This window comes from Streptomyces sp. BK208 (assembly GCF_004364245.1).
In the GTDB taxonomy this organism is placed as follows: Bacteria; Actinomycetota; Actinomycetes; order Streptomycetales; family Streptomycetaceae; genus Streptomyces.
Genome location: NZ_SOAV01000013.1, coordinates 44,667 through 60,308, shown reverse-complemented (window position 1 = coordinate 60,308; position 15,642 = coordinate 44,667). Strand labels below are relative to the sequence as shown.

Genomic DNA, 15,642 nt, shown 5'->3' with positions numbered 1-15,642 from the left:
GTCCGTGGCGGATCGGGAACAGTTCGACGGTTCAACACCTGTCGCACACCGGCACGCAGGTGTACGGTCTCGGCCCGATGGCCTTTGGGAGCGCTCCCATCATGTCCTGACATGCTCATGCCACTCAAGGAGGAAGCGTTGAAACGCCTCTTGGCCCTACTCGCGACCGCCGCATCGGTCGTCGGCCTCACCGCGCTCGCCGGACCTCCGGCGCAGGCGGCGGCCGGCTGCACGGCCGCATACACGATCACCAGCCAGTGGGACGGCGGCTTCCAGGCCGGCGTGAAGATCACCAACCTGGGTGCTCCCGTCAGCGGGTGGACGCTCAAGTTCACCATGCCGAACGCCGGGCAGAAGGTCGTCCAGGGCTGGAACGCGACCTGGTCGCAGTCCGGCACCACCGTCCAGGCCAACGGGGTCGACTGGAACCGCACCCTGTCCACCGGCGCATCGGCCGACCTGGGATTCGTGGGGTCCTTCTCGGGTTCCAACCCGGTCCCCACGTCCTTCTCCCTCAACGGCGTCACCTGCACCGGCTCCGTCACCGATCCGCCGACGGACCCGCCGACCGACCCGCCCGCGACCGGGACCCCGGTCGCCGTCAACGGGCAGCTGCACGTCTGCGGCGTGCACCTGTGCAACCAGTACAACCGGCCCGTGCAACTCCGCGGCATGAGCACGCACGGCATCCAGTGGTTCAGCCAGTGCTACAACGACGCCTCCCTGGACGCACTGGCCGAGGACTGGAAGTCGGACCTGCTCCGCATCGCCATGTACGTGCAGGAGGACGGCTACGAGACCGACCCGGCAGGGTTCACCAGCCGGGTGAACGGCCTGGTGGACGAGGCCGAGGAACGCGGCATGTACGCGGTGATCGACTTCCACACGCTGACGCCGGGTGACCCGAACTTCAACCTGGACCGCGCCAAGACGTTCTTCTCCTCCGTCGCCGCCCGCAACGCGGACAAGAAGAACGTGATCTACGAGATCGCCAACGAGCCCAACGGCGTGAGCTGGTCGGCCATCAAGAACTACGCCGAACAGGTCATCCCGGTGATCCGGGCCGCCGACCCGGACGCCGTCGTCATCGTCGGCACCCGGGGCTGGTCCTCGCTGGGCGTCTCGGACGGCTCCAGCGAGACCGAGGTGGTCAACAACCCCGTGAACGCGACCAACATCATGTACACGTTCCACTTCTACGCCGCGAGCCACAAGGACAACTACCGCGCGGCCGTGAGCCGGGCGGCCTCCCAGCTGCCCCTGTTCGTGACGGAGTTCGGCACGGTGAGCGCCACCGGCGGCGGTGCGGTGGACCGGTCGAGCAGCACCGCGTGGCTGGACCTGCTCGACCGGTTGCAGATCAGCTACGCGAACTGGACGTACTCCGACGCCGACGAGGGCAGCGCGGCCCTCAAGCCCGGCACCTGCAACGGCACCGACTACAGCAGCAGCGGCGTGCTGACGGAGTCCGGGTCCCTGCTGAAGAGCCGGATCAGCACCGCGGACAACTTCCCGACGAGCTGAGCCGCCCCGCGGCGGGGCTCCGGTCGGATCCGGAGTCCCGCCCCGGTCGGCGCCGCGGGGCAGGGCACATCAGTTCTTGACCGCGACTCCGCAGACGGACACGTCGGCCGTGGACTCCTCGGACGGGTCGGTGTCCGGACGCCAGGTGGCCGTGGAGACGACGCCCGGCTCTACCAGGGTGAGTCCGGCGAAGTAGGTCGCGATCTCTTCCGGTGAGCGCAGGTGGTAGGTGTTGGCCGACTGCCCGTTGTAGACCTCGACCGCCCTGTTGAGGGCCTCGTTGCCGTTGGTTCCGTCGCTCAGGGCCAGGTAGCTGCCGGTGGGCAGCCCCGAGAGCAGCGCGCCGACCAGCTCCGCGGGACGCTCGGCGTCGGAGATCTGCCCCAGGATCCCGAGCATGGTCAGCCCGACGGGACGGCTGAGGTCCAGGGTCTTGGCGGCTTCGGCCAGGATGCGTTCCGGGTCCCGGACGTCGGCGTCGATGTAGGCGCAGGCACCCTCCGGGCTGCTGGTGAGGAGGGCCTGGGCGTGGGTGAGGACGAGCGGGTCGTTGTCCACGTACACGATGCGGCTCTCCGGCGCGATGCGCTGGGCCAGCTCGTGCGTGTTGTCCGCGGTGGGCAGTCCGGTGCCGATGTCGAGGAACTGGCGGATGCCGGCCTCGCCCGCAAGGAAGCGCACCGCGCGTGCCAGGAACCGTCGTTGCAGCCGGGCGACGGCGGCGAACTCGGGGAACGTCGTCAGGATGACCTCGCCGGCCTCGCTGTCGACGGGATAGTTGTCCTTGCCGCCCAGCAGGTAGTTCCAGACACGGGCGGAGTGCGGACGGTCGGTCTGCAGTCTGGCCCTGACTTCTTCACTCGGATGACTCATGGGCAAAGCTTCACACAGAGCTGCGAACCTGTGGGCCAAGTGCAGGGCATCCGCGCGCCCTTGGGATCCGGTGGCCGGGCGGCGGGTCCCAGGTCTGGCAATGGCCGCAGGCTAGCAGCCCGGGCAGCGCCGGACCCGGGGTTCCTCACGGTCTCCGTCGGCCGGGGGTCAGCGCAGTCCGGCGAAGAGGTCGGTCTCCGGTACGTCCGCGCCGGTGGTGTCCCGGACCCGCAGGAAGGTCTCCGTGCCCATCAACTCGCCGAACCTCTCCTTGCCCATCCGGAGGAAGAAGATGTTCTCGCCCTGGCTGGCGTGCGCGGCCAGCGCGTCGAACTTCTGGCCGCTGAAGGCGAGGGTGTCCACCCAGGTGGTGATCTCGTCGTCGGGGAGGCCGATCTCGGCCATCGCGGCGACCTCGGCGGGGTCCGGCTCCGGCATGTCCTCGTTGAACTCGCGCATGATCTCGCCGAAACGCCGCATCATCGAGTGGGGCATCGTCGTCCAGTACACCTTCGGCGTCAGCCCCGTCATCTCGAGGGCCGCCATGGTGATGCGGTGCGCCTGGATGTGGTCGGGGTGGCCGTAGAAGCCGTTCTCGTCGTAGGTGACGACCACGTCGGGCCGGTAGTGCCGCATGAGTTCGGCCAGTCGCGCGGCGCCCTCCTCGACGGGGGTCCGCCAGAAGGACCCGGGGGCGTCGTTGCTCGGCCAGCCCATCATGCCGGAGTCGGCGTAGTCCAGCGTCTCGAGGGCGCTGATCTTCAGGACCTCGCAGCTCTCCTGCAGTTCACGACGGCGCATGGAGGCGACGGCCGCCGGATCGTGGCCCGGGTCGCCCGGCTTCACACCCCCCGGTCCGTCACCGCATCCGCCGTCGGTACACGTCACGAGCACCGTGCGGACGCCCTCCGCCGCGTATCGCGCGAGGACGCCGCCCGTGCCGGTGGCCTCGTCGTCGGGGTGGGCGTGCACGGCCATGAGCGTCAAGGGTCGGTCGGTCATGAAACTGTCCTCCATCAGACTTAGGTCGGACTCCGGGTACGGCGGCGTGCGGCCGGCGGCCGGTCTCTCCGCCTGTGCAACGGCGCGTGCCGGGCTCGCTGTTCCCGGCCGCCGGCTCAGCTCACCACGCGGTAGGTCAGGTGGGTGACCGAGGTCGCCGCCCGTACGGCCGTCTGCTCGAACGTCAGCGGCGGAACGCCGTCGAACAGGCGCGTGCCCGCCCCGAGGGTGAACGGCACGATGTGCAGCCGCAGCTCCTCGATCAGCCCGGCGGCGAGGTACTGGTTGACGGTGGTCGCTCCGCCCAGGACGGCGATGTCGCCGCCCCCCGCCGCGGCGCGTGCGCGTGCCAGCGCCGACTCGATGCCGTCGGTGACGAAGTGGAACGTGGTCCCGCCGCCCATCGGCTGCGGCTCGCGCGCGTGGTGGGTGAGCACGAAGACGGGGGCGCCGAAGGGCGGAGTCTCACCCCACCAGCCGTTCCACTGCCGGTCCCAGGCGCCCCGTACCGGGCCGAACATGTTGCGTCCCATGATGAACGCCTCGGCCGCGGCCATCCCGGCGACCTCGGCACGGTTCTCGTCGGCATGGTCGAACATCCATGCGTGCAGCCTTTCGCCCGTGCCGTCGCCTCCGTCGCTTCCGAAAGGGCGTTCCTCCGTCTGGTCGAGGCCGGCCGCGTATCCGTCGGCCGAGATCGTGAGGTCGCAGACCACCTTGCCCGAGTGCGCTGTCATGGCACGGTTGTACACCGGCCCCGCGGGGTCGCGGCCCGAGTCGGCGTCTCTCGGGCGGGTCGGGGCGCGAGGAGGCTCCGGAGCGCCGACGGGCCCGGGTCAGGGCGTGGGCACGGCCGAGCCCGTGGGATCCTCCGGGTCGGGCGTACGGGGGCGGGGGCCCAGGGAGCTGCCCTCCCAGAGCAGCGCCCGCCACCCCTGGTCGGGAGACCCGGACAGGACGACGATGCCCGTGTTCGCCAGGGGGTGGTGCGCGGCGTAGTCGATGTCCACGTTGTCGGCCCGCGCCGCCACCCACATCCGGATCGCGGCGCCGTGGCTGACCATCGCCACCGTCCGCGCACCACTGTCGTGCGCCTCGGCGACGACGGCGTCGAGGCGGGCCAGCGCCTCCGCTCCGGTCTCGCCGCCGGGCATACGGCGCCGCACGTCCCCCGCGGACCAGGCGAAGGCGGTGTGCATGTAGGTGTGCGCCGCCTCGTCGTCGCCGCGCATCTCCAGATCACCGGCGACCAGTTCCCGCAGTCCCGGCCGGATCCGGACCTCCAGTCCCGTGGCGGCGGCCAGGGGTGCCGCGGTGAGCTGGGTGCGTACGAGCGTCGACGCGTACAGCGCGTCGATCTCCTCCGACGCCAGTGCGCCGGGGAGCGCCGCTGCCTGTTCCTGGCCGAGCGCGGTCAGTCCGGGGCCGGGCTCGGCGGTGTCCAGGAGGTGCTTGAGGTTGGACGGAGTCTGGCCGTGCCTGATGAGCAGGAGACGCATGCGAGGGGACTTTCCGGAAGGCGACGGGGCATCTCCACTCTGCCACGCCCCGCCCGCGGCCCGCGGTCCCGTCCCCGGGGGCCGTCCCCGGGGGGCCGGCCGGGCGGGACGCGGCGGGCCCCGCCCGGTCCCCGAGTGCCTCACCAGTCGTGGACGGTACCGTCGCGGAGGCGGTTCACGGGCAGATAGGCGGGGGCGTAGGGGAAGCGGGCGGCTGCCTCGTCGTCGAGTTCGACCCCGAGGCCGGGGGCGTCCCCGGGGTGCAGGAGGCCGTCCTCGAAGCGGTAGGACGTGCGGAAGACCTCAAGGGTTTCCGGGGCGTGGCGCATGTACTCCTGGATGCCGAAGTTGTGCACGGCGAGATCGAGGTGCAGGGCGGCCGCCATGCCCACGGGTGAGATGTCGGTCGGACCGTGCATGCCGGACTTGACCCCGTACACGGCGGCCATGTCGAGGAGTTTCCGTACGGCGGTGATGCCGCCGGTGTGCGTCACCGCGGAGCGGACGTAGTCGATCAGCCGTTCCTGGAGCAGCGTGGCGTAGTCGTGGACGGAGTTGAAGACCTCCCCGATGGCCAGCGGGGTGGTGGTGTGCTGGCGGATCAGCCGCAGGGCCTTCTGGTCCTCCCCCGGCGTCGCGTCCTCCAGCCAGAACAGGTCGTAGGGCTCCAGGTCCTTGCCGAGCCGCGCCGCCTGGACGGGCGTCATGCGGTGGTGCCCGTCGTGCAGCAACGGGAGCTCGGGGCCGAAGGTGTGCCGCACGGCCTCGAACACCGTGGGCATGTGACGCAGGTAGGCGCGGGTGTCCCAGGTCTCCTCGGTGGGACGCGGGTGGGCGGTGCCCGTGCGCCGGGCGGGCTCGTAGTCGTAGCGCTCCCCCTGTCCCGCGGCGGAGGCGGCGACGCCGTAGACGGAGTCGAGGCCGGGGATGCCGCTCTGGATCCGGACGGCCCGGAAACCGTCGGCCAGGTGCTCGCGCACCGAGTCGAGCAGTTCGGGTACGTCCCGGCCGGACGCGTGGCCGTAGGCCAGTGCGCCGGTGCGGCAGGCACCGCCGAGGAGCTGGTACACCGGCAGGCCGGCGGCCTTGCCCTTGATGTCCCACAGCGCCATGTCCACGGCCGCTATGGCAGCCATCGTGACCGGGCCCCGGCGCCAGTACGCTCCGCGGTACAGGTACTGCCAGGTGTCCTCGATGGCGTGGGCGTCCCGTCCGGGCAACAGGGGGGCCACGTGCTCCCGCAGGTAGGCCTCGACGGCCAGCTCGCGTCCGTTGAGGGTGGCGTCCCCGAGACCGGTGAGCCCGTCCTCGGTGGTGATGCGCAGGGTGACGAAGTTGCGACCCGGGCTGGTGACGACGACATCGGCGGCGGTGATCTTCACGGGGTCCCGTCCTCGGGGTTCGGAAGCGGCGGTCAGGCGTTCCACGACCGGCCTGGGTGCCCCGCCCGTGCGAGCGGGACACCCGGCCACGGCCACCCTTTTACGCGTCGGCCCTGGTCGTCAACGACACGGGCGGGATCATGCTCGTCGCCGACTCCCCGCCCGGCGGCGGGGCCGGACTCGGCCGCCGCGTCCCCGCGGTGACGCCGACCACCGCGCGGTGGTCGGTACGCCCCCTGTCTCCCCCGGTCCGGCTCAGCGCTCACACGGTCTTCCCGGGCGGCCGGCCGCCGTCGCCGGGCGTGCCGCGGAGCAGGTCGGTGCGCCGGACGACGCGGTCGATGCGGTCGGCCAGTTCGGGATGGTCCGCGCCGAGGTGTTCACGGGCGCCGGACAGCGGTCCGATGAGGCCGGCGGCGTCGTCCCGGCCCAGCGCGTTCACGAGCGGCGTGCGAGCGTGCGCCGGGAGCGCCGTGAGTGCGGTGACCTGCCCGGCGAGCTGACGCAGGTCCGCGGCGTTGCCCCGGGCCCAGGTGGTGACGGCCCGGTCGGCCGCACGGCGGTCGCGGGTGGCCCGGACACGCTGTTCGCCGGTGCTGCCGGGGGCGCCGGGACGCAGGCGCAGATAGCGGCGTTCGGCGGCCTGCCGGCTGGCGACGCCGAGGGTGCGGGCGAGCTCGGCCCAGCTCGCCCCTGCCTCACGGGCGGTTTCGATCAGGCCCGTCTCCCACCCGGCGAGCTGGTCCCGCATCTCCCGCAGGAGCAGCAGGGCGGCGAGCGCCTGGTCGGAGCTGACCTCACCGTCGGTCCGCGGGCCGGGCGCCGGTGCCTGGGCGCCGTGGACGGCCTCCTCGATCGACGCCAGTGCCGCCTCGGCGGCGAGGAAGGACACGGACCGGGGTGCGGACCCCGGCTGATCTGCGGTCATGGTCACCTCCCGACACGGTGTCGTCCAGTGGACGACACCAGCAGTTGTCATCGTTCCGATGACATGCTACATAAATGTGCAAGACCAGCGCATGAGCGGATCTACTCGCACTGGAGGTGTTTCACCATGCTGATGCGCACCGACCCCTTCCGTGAGTTCGACCGGCTCGCCCAGCAGTTGTTCCCGAGCACGTCCGGCACCTGGTCGCGTCCGTCGGCGGTGCCCATGGACGCGTACCGCGATGGCGACGTGTACGTGATCGCCCTGGACCTTCCCGGAGTCGACCGGGAGGCCATCGACATCGACGTCGAGCGCAACATGCTGACCGTCCGGGCCGAGCGACGTCCCGTCTCCGCCGGCGGCGAGGCCCAGATGGAACTCGCGGAACGCCCCTTCGGGGTCTTCTCCCGCCAGGTGATGCTCGCGGACACCCTCGACACCGAGCGCATCAGCGCCGACTACGACGCGGGCGTGCTCACCCTGCGTGTCCCGATCGCCGAGCGGGCCAAGCCGCGCAAGATCTCGATCGGTGACGGCCAGGACCACAAGGAGATCTCCGCCTGAGGCGGAAGCCGCGCTCCGGGCGGCGGAGGGCGAGACGCCCCGTGCCTCCCGCCCTCCGCCCACCGCCCGGGACATCGGGGCGGGCCGTCATGGACCGGGACCCGCCCCCACCCCCCGACAGCCGGCCGACCCGGCCGTGCCACCCGACGATCCAGAAAGGCGCCCTTCACCGATGCACACCAAGACGGCTTCGGCGACGACCACCACCGCGTCGGCCATGTCGTTCGCCGAGATGCTGGAGCAGGTCCGTTACCACGGCGCCTACTCCACCCGGGAACGGGCCGAAGACGTCGTGTCCGCCGTCCTGGCCGCGCTCGGCCGTCGCGTCACCGGCGAGGAACGCGTCGAGCTGGCCGCCCGTCTCCCGCGTGAGGCGGCGCGGATCTTCGCCGACCAGATCCCGGAGACCGACCCGATCACCGGCTGGGCCTTCGTCAGGGACCTGGCCACCCGCACCGGCGGCTCCCTCGCCACCACGCGGTGGGACGTCGGCTCGGTCCTGGGCGTCGTCGGCCGCCTCGCCGGCCCCGCCCTGCTCGACCGCGTCCTCGCCCAGCTGCCCTCCGGTTACGCGATCCTCTTCGGCCGCGCGGAACTCGTCCAGGCGGCCTGAGCCCGGCGCGCACCGCGGGCCGACGGCCGCCACCCGGCGCCCGGACCGGCGTCCCGCTCAGGGCAGGGGGGTCCCGCCGGTCGCGTTCAGGATCTCCGCGGTGACGTACCCGGCCTCCTGGGAGGCGAGATAGACGTACGCCGGGGCCAGCTCGGCCGGCTGCGCGGGCCGGCCCAGCGGGCTCTGCTTGCCGAACTCGGCCGTGTCCGGCAGCGTCGCCGGGATCAACGGCGTCCAGACAGGCCCGGGCGCCACCGCGTTCACCCGGATACCGCGTTCCGCGACCATCTGGGCGAGTCCCTGGGTGAAGGTCACGATCGCGCCCTTGGTCATCGCGTAGTCCAGCAGGGGCGGACTGGGCTTGTACGCCTGCACGGAGGTGGTGTTGATGACGCTGCCGCCCGCCGGAATGTGCGGCAGCGCGAACTTGGTCAGCCAGAACATGCCGTACAGGTTCGTCCGCATCACCCGGTCGAACTGCTCCGTCGTGATCGCCTCGATGCCGTCCGGCTGGGCCATCTGATAGGCCGCGTTGTTCACCAGGACGTCGATGCCGCCGAACTCCGCCACGGCCCGCTCGACGAGCGACCGGCAGTTGCCCTCCTCGCGGATGTCGCACGAGACGGCCACGGCCTTGCGCCCGGCGTCCTCCACCAGGCGGCAGGTCTCCCGTGCTTCGTCCTGCTCCTCCTCCAGGTGGGTGAACAGCACGTCCGCGCCCTCCCGCGCGAAAGCCAGGGCCACCGCCCGGCCGATGCCGGAGTCACCACCCGTCACCACCGTCCTGCGGCCCGCCAGGCGCCCCGACCCGCGGTACGACTCCTCGCCGTGGTCGGGCGGCGGGTCCATCGGACCGGTCCATCCCGGGTGCGGCTGGTCCTGACCGGCGAAGTCCGGGCGAGGGTACTGGTCGGTGGGGTCCTGCTGGCGATGCTGGTCGTCCGCCACGTCGATCTCCCGTGTCTCGTTACGGCGCGGTCAGCGACCGTGTGCCCAGCTCCGGCCGGGTGAAAAGCCCCCGCCCGAGGGGCGGGCGGGCCGATGTACGGCGGTCACGACGAGACCGGCCGGCCGTCACGCACGCCGCCGGCCCCGGTCGGAGTCGAGCGGATTGGCGGCCATTCTGCCGGCGAGCCCCGACCGCACCGCGCCGGCCGCCGCGCTGTCGGGTTTGCGCGCCGCCTGGTCCCGGAAGCAGGCCAGGAACGGTGCGGCCAGGTCCAGCCTGGGGTAGCGGTCCAGCACCTCGTCGCGGAAGCGGGACGGGTAGGTGTCCGCTTCCTTGCCGACGATTTCGGTGGCGGTGGCGCGGGCCAGCAGATGGCCCTCGGGGTCGGTGGCGGCGTCCACCTGCGGCCACATGTGGCGGACGACGACCTCGGAGAGGCGCTCGCGGCGCTCGGCCGGCCAGCCGGCCCCGGCCGCGAAGACCCGGGCGACGTGCCCGCCCGCCTCCTCGAAGGCGACGGTGTGGCTGTCGAAGACCGGGACCAGCCCGATGTCGTGGAACAGCGCCGCGACGTAGAGGAGTTCCGCGTCGAAGGCGAGGCCGTCCGCCGTGCCGCGGGCCGCCGCCCACAGGTAGGCGCGCAGTGAATGGTTGAGCAGCGCCGGGGACAGGTAGGCGCTGGCCACGTCCAGTGCGGCGGCCGCCGTCGCACCATCGGGCACGGGAAGGGTCCCGAGCGAGATGCCGTTCACCGGGAGCCCTCCGCCGCGGGACCGTCGGGCACGACCCGGATGATCGTCCTGCCTCGCCTGCCGCCGCCGGGGGCGAAGGCCGCGGGCGCTTCGGCGAGCGGACGCACCTCCCCGACGGCCGGCTTGAGCCGCCCGTCCCGCACCCGCTGCACGAGGGCCGTGAGGCCGGCCCGGTCGGGTTCCACGACGAAGAAGACCGCGCGGCCGTCCACGGGCCTGACCTCGGGTGGCGCGGCGATGGTGACGAGGGTGCCACCGGCGCAGACGAGCGCGGCCGAGCGGTCGAGGACCTCACCGCCGATGACGTCGAACACGACGTCGGCCTGTCCCGCGTCCTCCAGTCGTTCCGACTCCAGGTCGAGGAAGACGTCGGCGCCGAGGGCGAGACCGGTCTCCCGGTCGGCCGACCGGCCGGTGGCGATCACCCGGGCACCGGCCTCGCGGGCGAGCTGGACCGCGACCGACCCGACGCTTCCCGCGGCGCCGTGGATGACGACGGTCTGGCCCGCGGCGAGTCGCCCGTGCTCGAAGAGACCCTGCCACGCGGTCAGTCCCGAGATGGGCAGCGCGGCGGCCACGGTGTGGTCGACGTCCGCCGGGAGGGGCGCCAGATTGCGCGCCTCCACGGCGGTGTACTCGGCCAGTGATCCGTTGCGTGTCCAGTCGGCCATGCCGAAGACCCGCTGGCCGACGGTGAGGCCGGTGGTGCCGTAGCCGAGTTCCACGACCACCCCCGACAGTTCGTGCCCGGGGACGCTCGGGGTCCGGTCGCGGCCGGCCCGGTCCGTCCAGGTGCCGGGCCAGTCGAGTTCGCCGCGCGTGAAGCCGGCGGCGTGCACCCGCACGACGACGTCGTTCTCGGCGGCATGGGGGTGGGGCAGTTCCGTCAGGGCGAGCCCGCCGGCTCCTGCGTCGCGGTCGTGGACGGTGATGGCTTGCATAAGGAGTCCTCGGAAGAAGCGTGGGCGTCGAGCACACGGTGCCCACCGGCGGTCCGGTGGGCACGCCGCACATCGTGATCTCGACCGTATGCCCGGGCCGCTCCCCCCGTGTGGGCCACTTCGGTGGCGTCGGGCTGAGCCACTTGCGGGACCGGCGGCACGGACCCTGGACGGCCCCGGACCGGCAAGTGTCCCCGGGGGCCGCTCTTCCACGGCACGGGCGACGCTCTCCGGGAAACCGGCCGGGATCAACTGATCGGCGCAGCACCTAATCGTTTCGCCGGGTGAACGGTGCCGCCGCCGATCACCACGGCCTCCGGCGAACTGTGAGTCTGGGCGCGCATCGACAACGGATCGACGGGCACCGCGGTCCCCGCCGCCGGTCCCCCACTGTTAGGAGCTCACCTTGCCCCTTCGTCGCATCGTGACCAGCGCGCTCGCCTCGCTCTCCCTGGCGCTCGCCTCCGTCGGCGCCCTCACCCTGAGTGCCGGCCCGGCCGCCGCGAATCCCTGCGGCTTCTACGAGACCGCTTCCGACGCCTACTACAACCACTGCACCTCGGACGGCTCCCACATCGTCATCGAGATCGACGACTGGGGGCCCAACAGCGAGCGGTGCGTGGTGCCCGGCGTGACCTGGATCGGCTCCAGCTCCGACATCGACGGCGCCTGGTACACCGGCCGCACCTGCTGAGCCGGCGGCGAGGACGGCCGGCCCGGAACCAGTGCGGCCCGGCCCTCCCGGGGGCCGGGCCGCACCGGCCGTTCCGCGACGGCCGGGCACTCGTCCGCACCGCCCGGGCACTCGTCCGCACCGCGCCGTGCGGGGAAGCCGTGAAGAGTTCCGGCACACCCCCCGGGCTCCGGTCACCACGGGGGAAGACTGGAAGCACTCGCTCGGCGTTTCCGAACAGGCGGGGCGCCGACCCGCGTTGGGAGGAAACACCCATGTTCACTCCGGTACGGAGAAGAGTGCGGAGGGCGACGCTGGCGCTCGCGGCCGTCGCGGCCCTCGTCCTCGGTGCGACCGCGGCGGCCGGCGCGCCGGCCGGCCCCGGCCCCGCCCCCGCCCCCGCCCCCGCCCCCGCCCCCGCCAAGCAGGGTCCGACCTCGGTGGCCTACATCGAGGTGAACAACAACAGCATGCTCAACGTCGGCAAGTACACCCTGGCGGACGGGGGCGGCAACGTCTTCGACGTCGCCGTGATCTTCGCGGCGAACATCAACTACGACACCGGCACGAAGTCGGCGTACCTGCACTTCAACGAGAACGTGCAGCGCGTGCTCGACAACGTTGCCACCCAGGTGCGGCCGTTGCAGCAGAAGGGCATCAAGGTCCTCCTCTCGGTGCTCGGCAACCACCAGGGCGCGGGATTCGCCAACTTCCCGTCCCAGCAGGCCGCTTCGGCGTTCGCGAAGCAGCTCTCGGACGCCGTGGCCCGGTACGGCCTCGACGGCGTCGACTTCGACGACGAATACGCCGAGTACGGCAACAACGGCACCGGTCAGCCCAACGACGGTTCCTTCGTGCACCTGGTGACGGCGCTGCGCGCGAACATGCCGGACAAGATCATCAGCCTCTACGACATCGGTCCGGCCGCGTCGCGGCTGTCGTACGGCGGCGTCGACGTCTCCTCCGCGTTCGACTACTCCTGGAATCCGTACTACGGCACCTGGCGGGTCCCCGGCGCCCGGCTGCCGAGGACGCAGCTGTCTCCGGCGGCCGTCGAGATCGGCCGGACCTCCCAGGGCACGGCGGCCGGCCTCGCCCGCCGGACCGTCGACGAGGGGTACGGGGTGTTCCTGACGTACAACCTCGACGGCGGCGATCGCAGCGCGGACATCTCCGCGTTCACCAGGGAGCTGTACGGCAGCGAGGCTCACTACACGCCGTAGGCGGGCCGGTCGGCGAGCCCGTCACGGGTGCGAGGGGCCGGCGCCCGGGCCGGGGGCGGGCACCGGTCCCCACGGCGCCTCCAGGGCGGCCCTCAGCGCACCGACCGCCTCGGAGCCGATCCGTTCGGCGAGGGTGCCCTCCAGCCGCTCCAGGACGAGGTTGGCCTCCTGGTGCGCACGCCTTCCCGAGGGGGTCCGCCGGATCAGCCGGCGCCGGGCCGAGGCGGGGTCGGGTGCCTGTTCCAGCAGCCCGAGGTGCACCAGGCCGTGAACGGCCTGGTGTGCCGTCTGCCGGGTGACGCCCATCCGGCGGGCCAGCTCGGACACGGTCGTGCCGTCCTCGTCCAGCACGCTGAAGAGACCCAGCTGCGTCAGGGAGACCTGCGAGGCACCGGCCGCTTCCAGAGCCGCCAGCAGGGCCTCGTCGAACCAGCGCCGGGCGTCGCCCAGCAACTGCGGGAGGTTTCGGTCGCCGGTGTGCATCGGTTCCTCACGGTGGACGGTGGGTCACGCGTCGGCCCACTTGGCGGTCGGCGCCCCCTTGTGTCAGGCTACCTGACATTGCACTGACGCCGACCCGGGAGAGCCATGACCATCGAGTACGCCACACGCTACCGGCGCGCCTCTCGCATCCCCGCCGACCCGGGCAAGCCCTACTTCATCGAGAAGGGTGAAGGGGACCGGGCCCACCTCTTCGGCGATCTGATCACGGTCTACGCCGGCGGCGAGCAGACCGAGAACACGTTCAACTTCTTCACGGTCGAGGGACCCAAGGGCGACATCATCCCGGCCCACCTGCACACCGACACCCACGAGGTTTTCTACATCACTCAGGGCGCGGTCCGGCTGTTCGTCGAGGACACCGAGGGCCACCAGCAGGAGAAGCTGCTCACCCCCGGCGACTTCGGCTTCGTGCCCAAGAACTGCCGGCACGCCTACCGCATGGAACGCCACCACAGCCAGGTCGTCGGCGTCGCCGCCGGGCCGGGCCACACCTTCGAGCGCTTCTTCGAGACCCTCGGAACCCCCGCCGAAGCACTGGGGCTGCCGCCGGAGCCGTATGTGCCCGAGCCCCAGCGGTTCGCCACCGTGGCGGAGGAGTACGACGTGCGGTTCCTCCCCGACCACCGGTGGCACACCCCGTGACCCCCGGCCTCCGCCCGCTGCGCGAGCTGATCGCCGCGCCCCACCCGGACGTCGCACCCCTGCCGCCCGCGGCCCGCGGCGCGTCGGGCACACGGGTGCTGCGGGGTGTCCCCTTCGCCGAACGCGTGGGGAGCCGGCCGCTGGAACTGGACCTCTGGCTGCCCGAGGACACCGGCCGGGGCCCCCTCCCCCTGGTGCTCTTCGTGCACGGCGGTGCCTGGCTCCGCGGCCGGCGCGACGACATGGGGATGCTGACCCGGGACTGGGACCCCGGACCGTTCGCGCGGATCGCCGCGGCCGGCGTGGCCGTCGCCTGTGCCGACTACCGGCTCAGCGGCGAAGCGCCCTTCCCCGCGCCCGTCGAGGACCTTCGTGCGGCACTGCGCTGGCTCGGGCTGCGCGCCCACGAGCTGCACCTGGACCTCGACCGGACGGTGGTCTGGGGCGAGTCGGCCGGAGGGCACCTGGCCTCGCTCCTGGCCCTCACCCGCACGGAGCCGGCCCCCGTCGCGGGCGTCGTCTGGTACGGGCCCGCCGATCTGACCGCCGCCCGCGGCCCCTTCGATCCGCACTCCCCCACCACGCCGGAAGCCCTGCTGCTGGGCGGACCCCCGGCGGCTTCACCGGACCTCGCCCGGGAGGCCAGCCCCCTCGCCCACGCCCACCGGGGCGCACCTCCCCTCCTCCTCTTCCACGGCGAGGAGGACAGCATGGTCGCGTGTTCGCACAGCCGGGATCTCGCGGCGCGACTGGACGGGCTGGGCGCACCGGTGCGCCTGCGTACCGTGCCCGGCGCCGACCACGGCTGGTACGGCCTGTCCGGCGCCCAGGTCGAGGCCGTGTTCGACGAGTCGCTGCGGTTCGTGGTGCGTGCCACCGGGCGGAGTGCCTGACGCCCCGGAGGGCGCCCGGCGGTTCAGCGGGCCTGTGCCGGCGGCGGCCCGTCCAGGACCGTGGGGGCGTACTCGAGGAGCTGGAGCCGCCCGTCGAAGACGCGGCTCTCGACGAGGTCGAGGCTGACGTCCGGGTACTGGTCGAAGATCCTGTCCCGGCCCGTCGCGCCGGTGATGACCGGGAAGACGACCACGCGGAAGCGGTCGACCAGACCGGCCTCGAGCAGCGACCGGCACAGGGTGAGGCTGCCGAGGGTGCGCAGCGGCCGCGTCCCGTCCCGTTTCATGTCCCGGACGGCCGGGACCGGGTCCCCGTGGACGAGTTCCGCGTTGTCCCAGGACAACGGGGAGGCGAGCGTCGAGGAGAACACCACCTTCGGCATCGCGGTCAGTCCGGCCATGCCGGCGTCGTCGGGCATGTCACGGGCGACCCCCGACATCAGCCGGTACGTCGTGGCGCCCATGAGAGTGGTGTGCTGCTTCTCGGCGTCCCCGTCGAGCCAGGCCAGGTACTCGGGCCCCTCCATGCCCCAGAAGCCGGGCCAGCCCTCCGCGGCCGCGTACCCGTCGAGCGAGACGATGAAGTCGATCATGAGGTCGGGCATCGGTCTGTCCCTCCTGCGGTGATGTGTCCACCGGATACGACCGGTGCCGGGCCCGAAAGTCATCGGCCCGGCGGG

At 72.3% G+C, this 15,642-nt stretch carries 18 protein-coding genes; 7 read left to right on the top strand and 11 right to left on the bottom strand.

Annotated elements, in window-relative coordinates:
• Window positions 1–138: 138 nt before the first annotated feature.
• Entirely contained in the window at window positions 139–1,524 is a 1,386-nt protein-coding gene (locus EV562_RS28070) for a cellulase family glycosylhydrolase (protein ID WP_166662034.1), read from the top strand.
• Window positions 1,525–1,593: 69 nt separating this feature from the next.
• Here EV562_RS28070 and EV562_RS28065 read toward each other — a convergent pair whose 3' ends face one another.
• The 6 genes from EV562_RS28065 to EV562_RS28040 form a co-directional block, all read right to left on the bottom strand.
• The gene (locus EV562_RS28065; RefSeq protein ID WP_133889658.1) at window positions 1,594–2,397 is read right to left on the bottom strand and encodes an SAM-dependent methyltransferase; all 804 of its coding nucleotides are present in this window, start codon (window positions 2,395–2,397) and stop codon (window positions 1,594–1,596) included.
• A 168-nt stretch (window positions 2,398–2,565) separates the two neighbouring features.
• On the bottom strand, window positions 2,566–3,399 hold the full coding sequence (locus EV562_RS28060) for a PIG-L family deacetylase (RefSeq protein ID WP_133889657.1): 834 nt from the start codon (window positions 3,397–3,399) through the stop codon (window positions 2,566–2,568).
• Between the two features lie 116 nt (window positions 3,400–3,515).
• Entirely contained in the window at window positions 3,516–4,136 is a 621-nt protein-coding gene (locus EV562_RS28055) for a dihydrofolate reductase family protein (RefSeq protein WP_133889656.1), read from the bottom strand.
• Window positions 4,137–4,235: 99 nt separating this feature from the next.
• Window positions 4,236–4,898, bottom strand: coding sequence for a histidine phosphatase family protein (locus tag EV562_RS28050; protein ID WP_133889655.1), 663 nt, complete (start codon window positions 4,896–4,898; stop codon window positions 4,236–4,238).
• Between the two features lie 140 nt (window positions 4,899–5,038).
• Window positions 5,039–6,280, bottom strand: coding sequence for a D-mannonate dehydratase ManD (gene manD, locus EV562_RS28045; protein WP_133889654.1), 1,242 nt, complete (start codon window positions 6,278–6,280; stop codon window positions 5,039–5,041).
• 262 nt (window positions 6,281–6,542) lie between these two features.
• Entirely contained in the window at window positions 6,543–7,208 is a 666-nt protein-coding gene (locus tag EV562_RS28040) for a type III effector protein (RefSeq protein WP_133889653.1), read from the bottom strand.
• A gap of 126 nt (window positions 7,209–7,334) precedes the next feature.
• Here EV562_RS28040 and EV562_RS28035 point away from each other — a divergent pair, with 126 nt between their 5' ends.
• Together EV562_RS28035 and EV562_RS28030 are read left to right on the top strand one after the other, a co-directional pair.
• Window positions 7,335–7,772, top strand: coding sequence for an Hsp20/alpha crystallin family protein (locus EV562_RS28035; RefSeq protein WP_133889652.1), 438 nt, complete (start codon window positions 7,335–7,337; stop codon window positions 7,770–7,772).
• Window positions 7,773–7,944: 172 nt separating this feature from the next.
• On the top strand, window positions 7,945–8,385 hold the full coding sequence (locus tag EV562_RS28030; RefSeq protein WP_133889651.1) for a DUF2267 domain-containing protein: 441 nt from the start codon (window positions 7,945–7,947) through the stop codon (window positions 8,383–8,385).
• A 57-nt stretch (window positions 8,386–8,442) separates the two neighbouring features.
• Here EV562_RS28030 and EV562_RS28025 read toward each other — a convergent pair whose 3' ends face one another.
• The 3 genes from EV562_RS28025 to EV562_RS28015 form a co-directional block, all read right to left on the bottom strand.
• Window positions 8,443–9,333, bottom strand: coding sequence for an SDR family oxidoreductase (locus EV562_RS28025; protein WP_133889650.1), 891 nt, complete (start codon window positions 9,331–9,333; stop codon window positions 8,443–8,445).
• A 126-nt stretch (window positions 9,334–9,459) separates the two neighbouring features.
• Complete coding sequence (locus EV562_RS28020; protein ID WP_243860207.1) at window positions 9,460–10,086, bottom strand: HD domain-containing protein; 627 nt, start codon at window positions 10,084–10,086, stop codon at window positions 9,460–9,462.
• Window positions 10,083–11,027 (bottom strand): NADP-dependent oxidoreductase, encoded by a 945-nt coding sequence (locus EV562_RS28015; RefSeq protein ID WP_133889649.1) that lies wholly within the window; start codon window positions 11,025–11,027, stop codon window positions 10,083–10,085. Before EV562_RS28015 ends, EV562_RS28020 begins: the two co-directional genes overlap by 4 nt.
• Before the next feature lie 406 nt (window positions 11,028–11,433).
• Between EV562_RS28015 and EV562_RS35200 the strand changes: the two genes are divergently transcribed.
• Window positions 11,434–11,721, top strand: coding sequence for a DUF6355 family natural product biosynthesis protein (locus EV562_RS35200; RefSeq protein WP_166662033.1), 288 nt, complete (start codon window positions 11,434–11,436; stop codon window positions 11,719–11,721).
• Between the two features lie 254 nt (window positions 11,722–11,975).
• Window positions 11,976–12,923, top strand: a complete 948-nt coding sequence (locus EV562_RS28005) for an endo-beta-N-acetylglucosaminidase H (protein WP_133889648.1) — start codon at window positions 11,976–11,978, stop codon at window positions 12,921–12,923.
• 21 nt (window positions 12,924–12,944) lie between these two features.
• Here the strand turns inward: EV562_RS28005 and EV562_RS28000 are convergent, their stop codons facing one another.
• Window positions 12,945–13,406 carry a MarR family winged helix-turn-helix transcriptional regulator gene (locus EV562_RS28000; protein WP_133889647.1) on the bottom strand — a complete coding sequence of 154 codons (462 nt, stop codon included), beginning with the start codon at window positions 13,404–13,406 and terminating at the stop codon, window positions 12,945–12,947.
• A gap of 105 nt (window positions 13,407–13,511) precedes the next feature.
• On the opposite strand from EV562_RS28000, the gene EV562_RS27995 reads away from it, so the two are divergent.
• Both EV562_RS27995 and EV562_RS27990 read left to right on the top strand, forming a co-directional pair.
• A complete protein-coding gene (locus EV562_RS27995) occupies window positions 13,512–14,069 on the top strand; it encodes a quercetin 2,3-dioxygenase (RefSeq protein ID WP_133889646.1) in 558 nt (185 codons plus the stop codon).
• On the top strand, window positions 14,066–14,962 hold the full coding sequence (locus EV562_RS27990; protein WP_243860206.1) for an alpha/beta hydrolase: 897 nt from the start codon (window positions 14,066–14,068) through the stop codon (window positions 14,960–14,962). Before EV562_RS27995 ends, EV562_RS27990 begins: the two co-directional genes overlap by 4 nt.
• A 23-nt stretch (window positions 14,963–14,985) precedes the next feature.
• Here EV562_RS27990 and EV562_RS27985 read toward each other — a convergent pair whose 3' ends face one another.
• The gene (locus EV562_RS27985; protein ID WP_133889645.1) at window positions 14,986–15,567 is read right to left on the bottom strand and encodes a dihydrofolate reductase family protein; all 582 of its coding nucleotides are present in this window, start codon (window positions 15,565–15,567) and stop codon (window positions 14,986–14,988) included.
• Between the last annotated feature and the right edge of the window lie 75 nt (window positions 15,568–15,642).

What these genes read in the sequence shown, in the direction of transcription:
- EV562_RS27995 (WP_133889646.1), top strand. Translation starts at nt 13,512, where the DNA reads ATGACCATCGAGTACGCCACACGCTACCGGCGCGCCTCTCGCATCCCC.
- EV562_RS28060 (WP_133889657.1), bottom strand. Translation starts at nt 3,399, where the DNA reads ATGACCGACCGACCCTTGACGCTCATGGCCGTGCACGCCCACCCCGAC.
- EV562_RS28015 (WP_133889649.1), bottom strand. Translation starts at nt 11,027, where the DNA reads ATGCAAGCCATCACCGTCCACGACCGCGACGCAGGAGCCGGCGGGCTC.
- EV562_RS28055 (WP_133889656.1), bottom strand. Translation starts at nt 4,136, where the DNA reads ATGACAGCGCACTCGGGCAAGGTGGTCTGCGACCTCACGATCTCGGCC.
- EV562_RS28065 (WP_133889658.1), bottom strand. Translation starts at nt 2,397, where the DNA reads ATGAGTCATCCGAGTGAAGAAGTCAGGGCCAGACTGCAGACCGACCGT.
- EV562_RS28005 (WP_133889648.1), top strand. Translation starts at nt 11,976, where the DNA reads ATGTTCACTCCGGTACGGAGAAGAGTGCGGAGGGCGACGCTGGCGCTC.
- EV562_RS28030 (WP_133889651.1), top strand. Translation starts at nt 7,945, where the DNA reads ATGCACACCAAGACGGCTTCGGCGACGACCACCACCGCGTCGGCCATG.
- EV562_RS27985 (WP_133889645.1), bottom strand. Translation starts at nt 15,567, where the DNA reads ATGCCCGACCTCATGATCGACTTCATCGTCTCGCTCGACGGGTACGCG.
- EV562_RS28050 (WP_133889655.1), bottom strand. Translation starts at nt 4,898, where the DNA reads ATGCGTCTCCTGCTCATCAGGCACGGCCAGACTCCGTCCAACCTCAAG.
- EV562_RS28035 (WP_133889652.1), top strand. Translation starts at nt 7,335, where the DNA reads ATGCTGATGCGCACCGACCCCTTCCGTGAGTTCGACCGGCTCGCCCAG.
- EV562_RS28040 (WP_133889653.1), bottom strand. Translation starts at nt 7,208, where the DNA reads ATGACCGCAGATCAGCCGGGGTCCGCACCCCGGTCCGTGTCCTTCCTC.
- EV562_RS28000 (WP_133889647.1), bottom strand. Translation starts at nt 13,406, where the DNA reads ATGCACACCGGCGACCGAAACCTCCCGCAGTTGCTGGGCGACGCCCGG.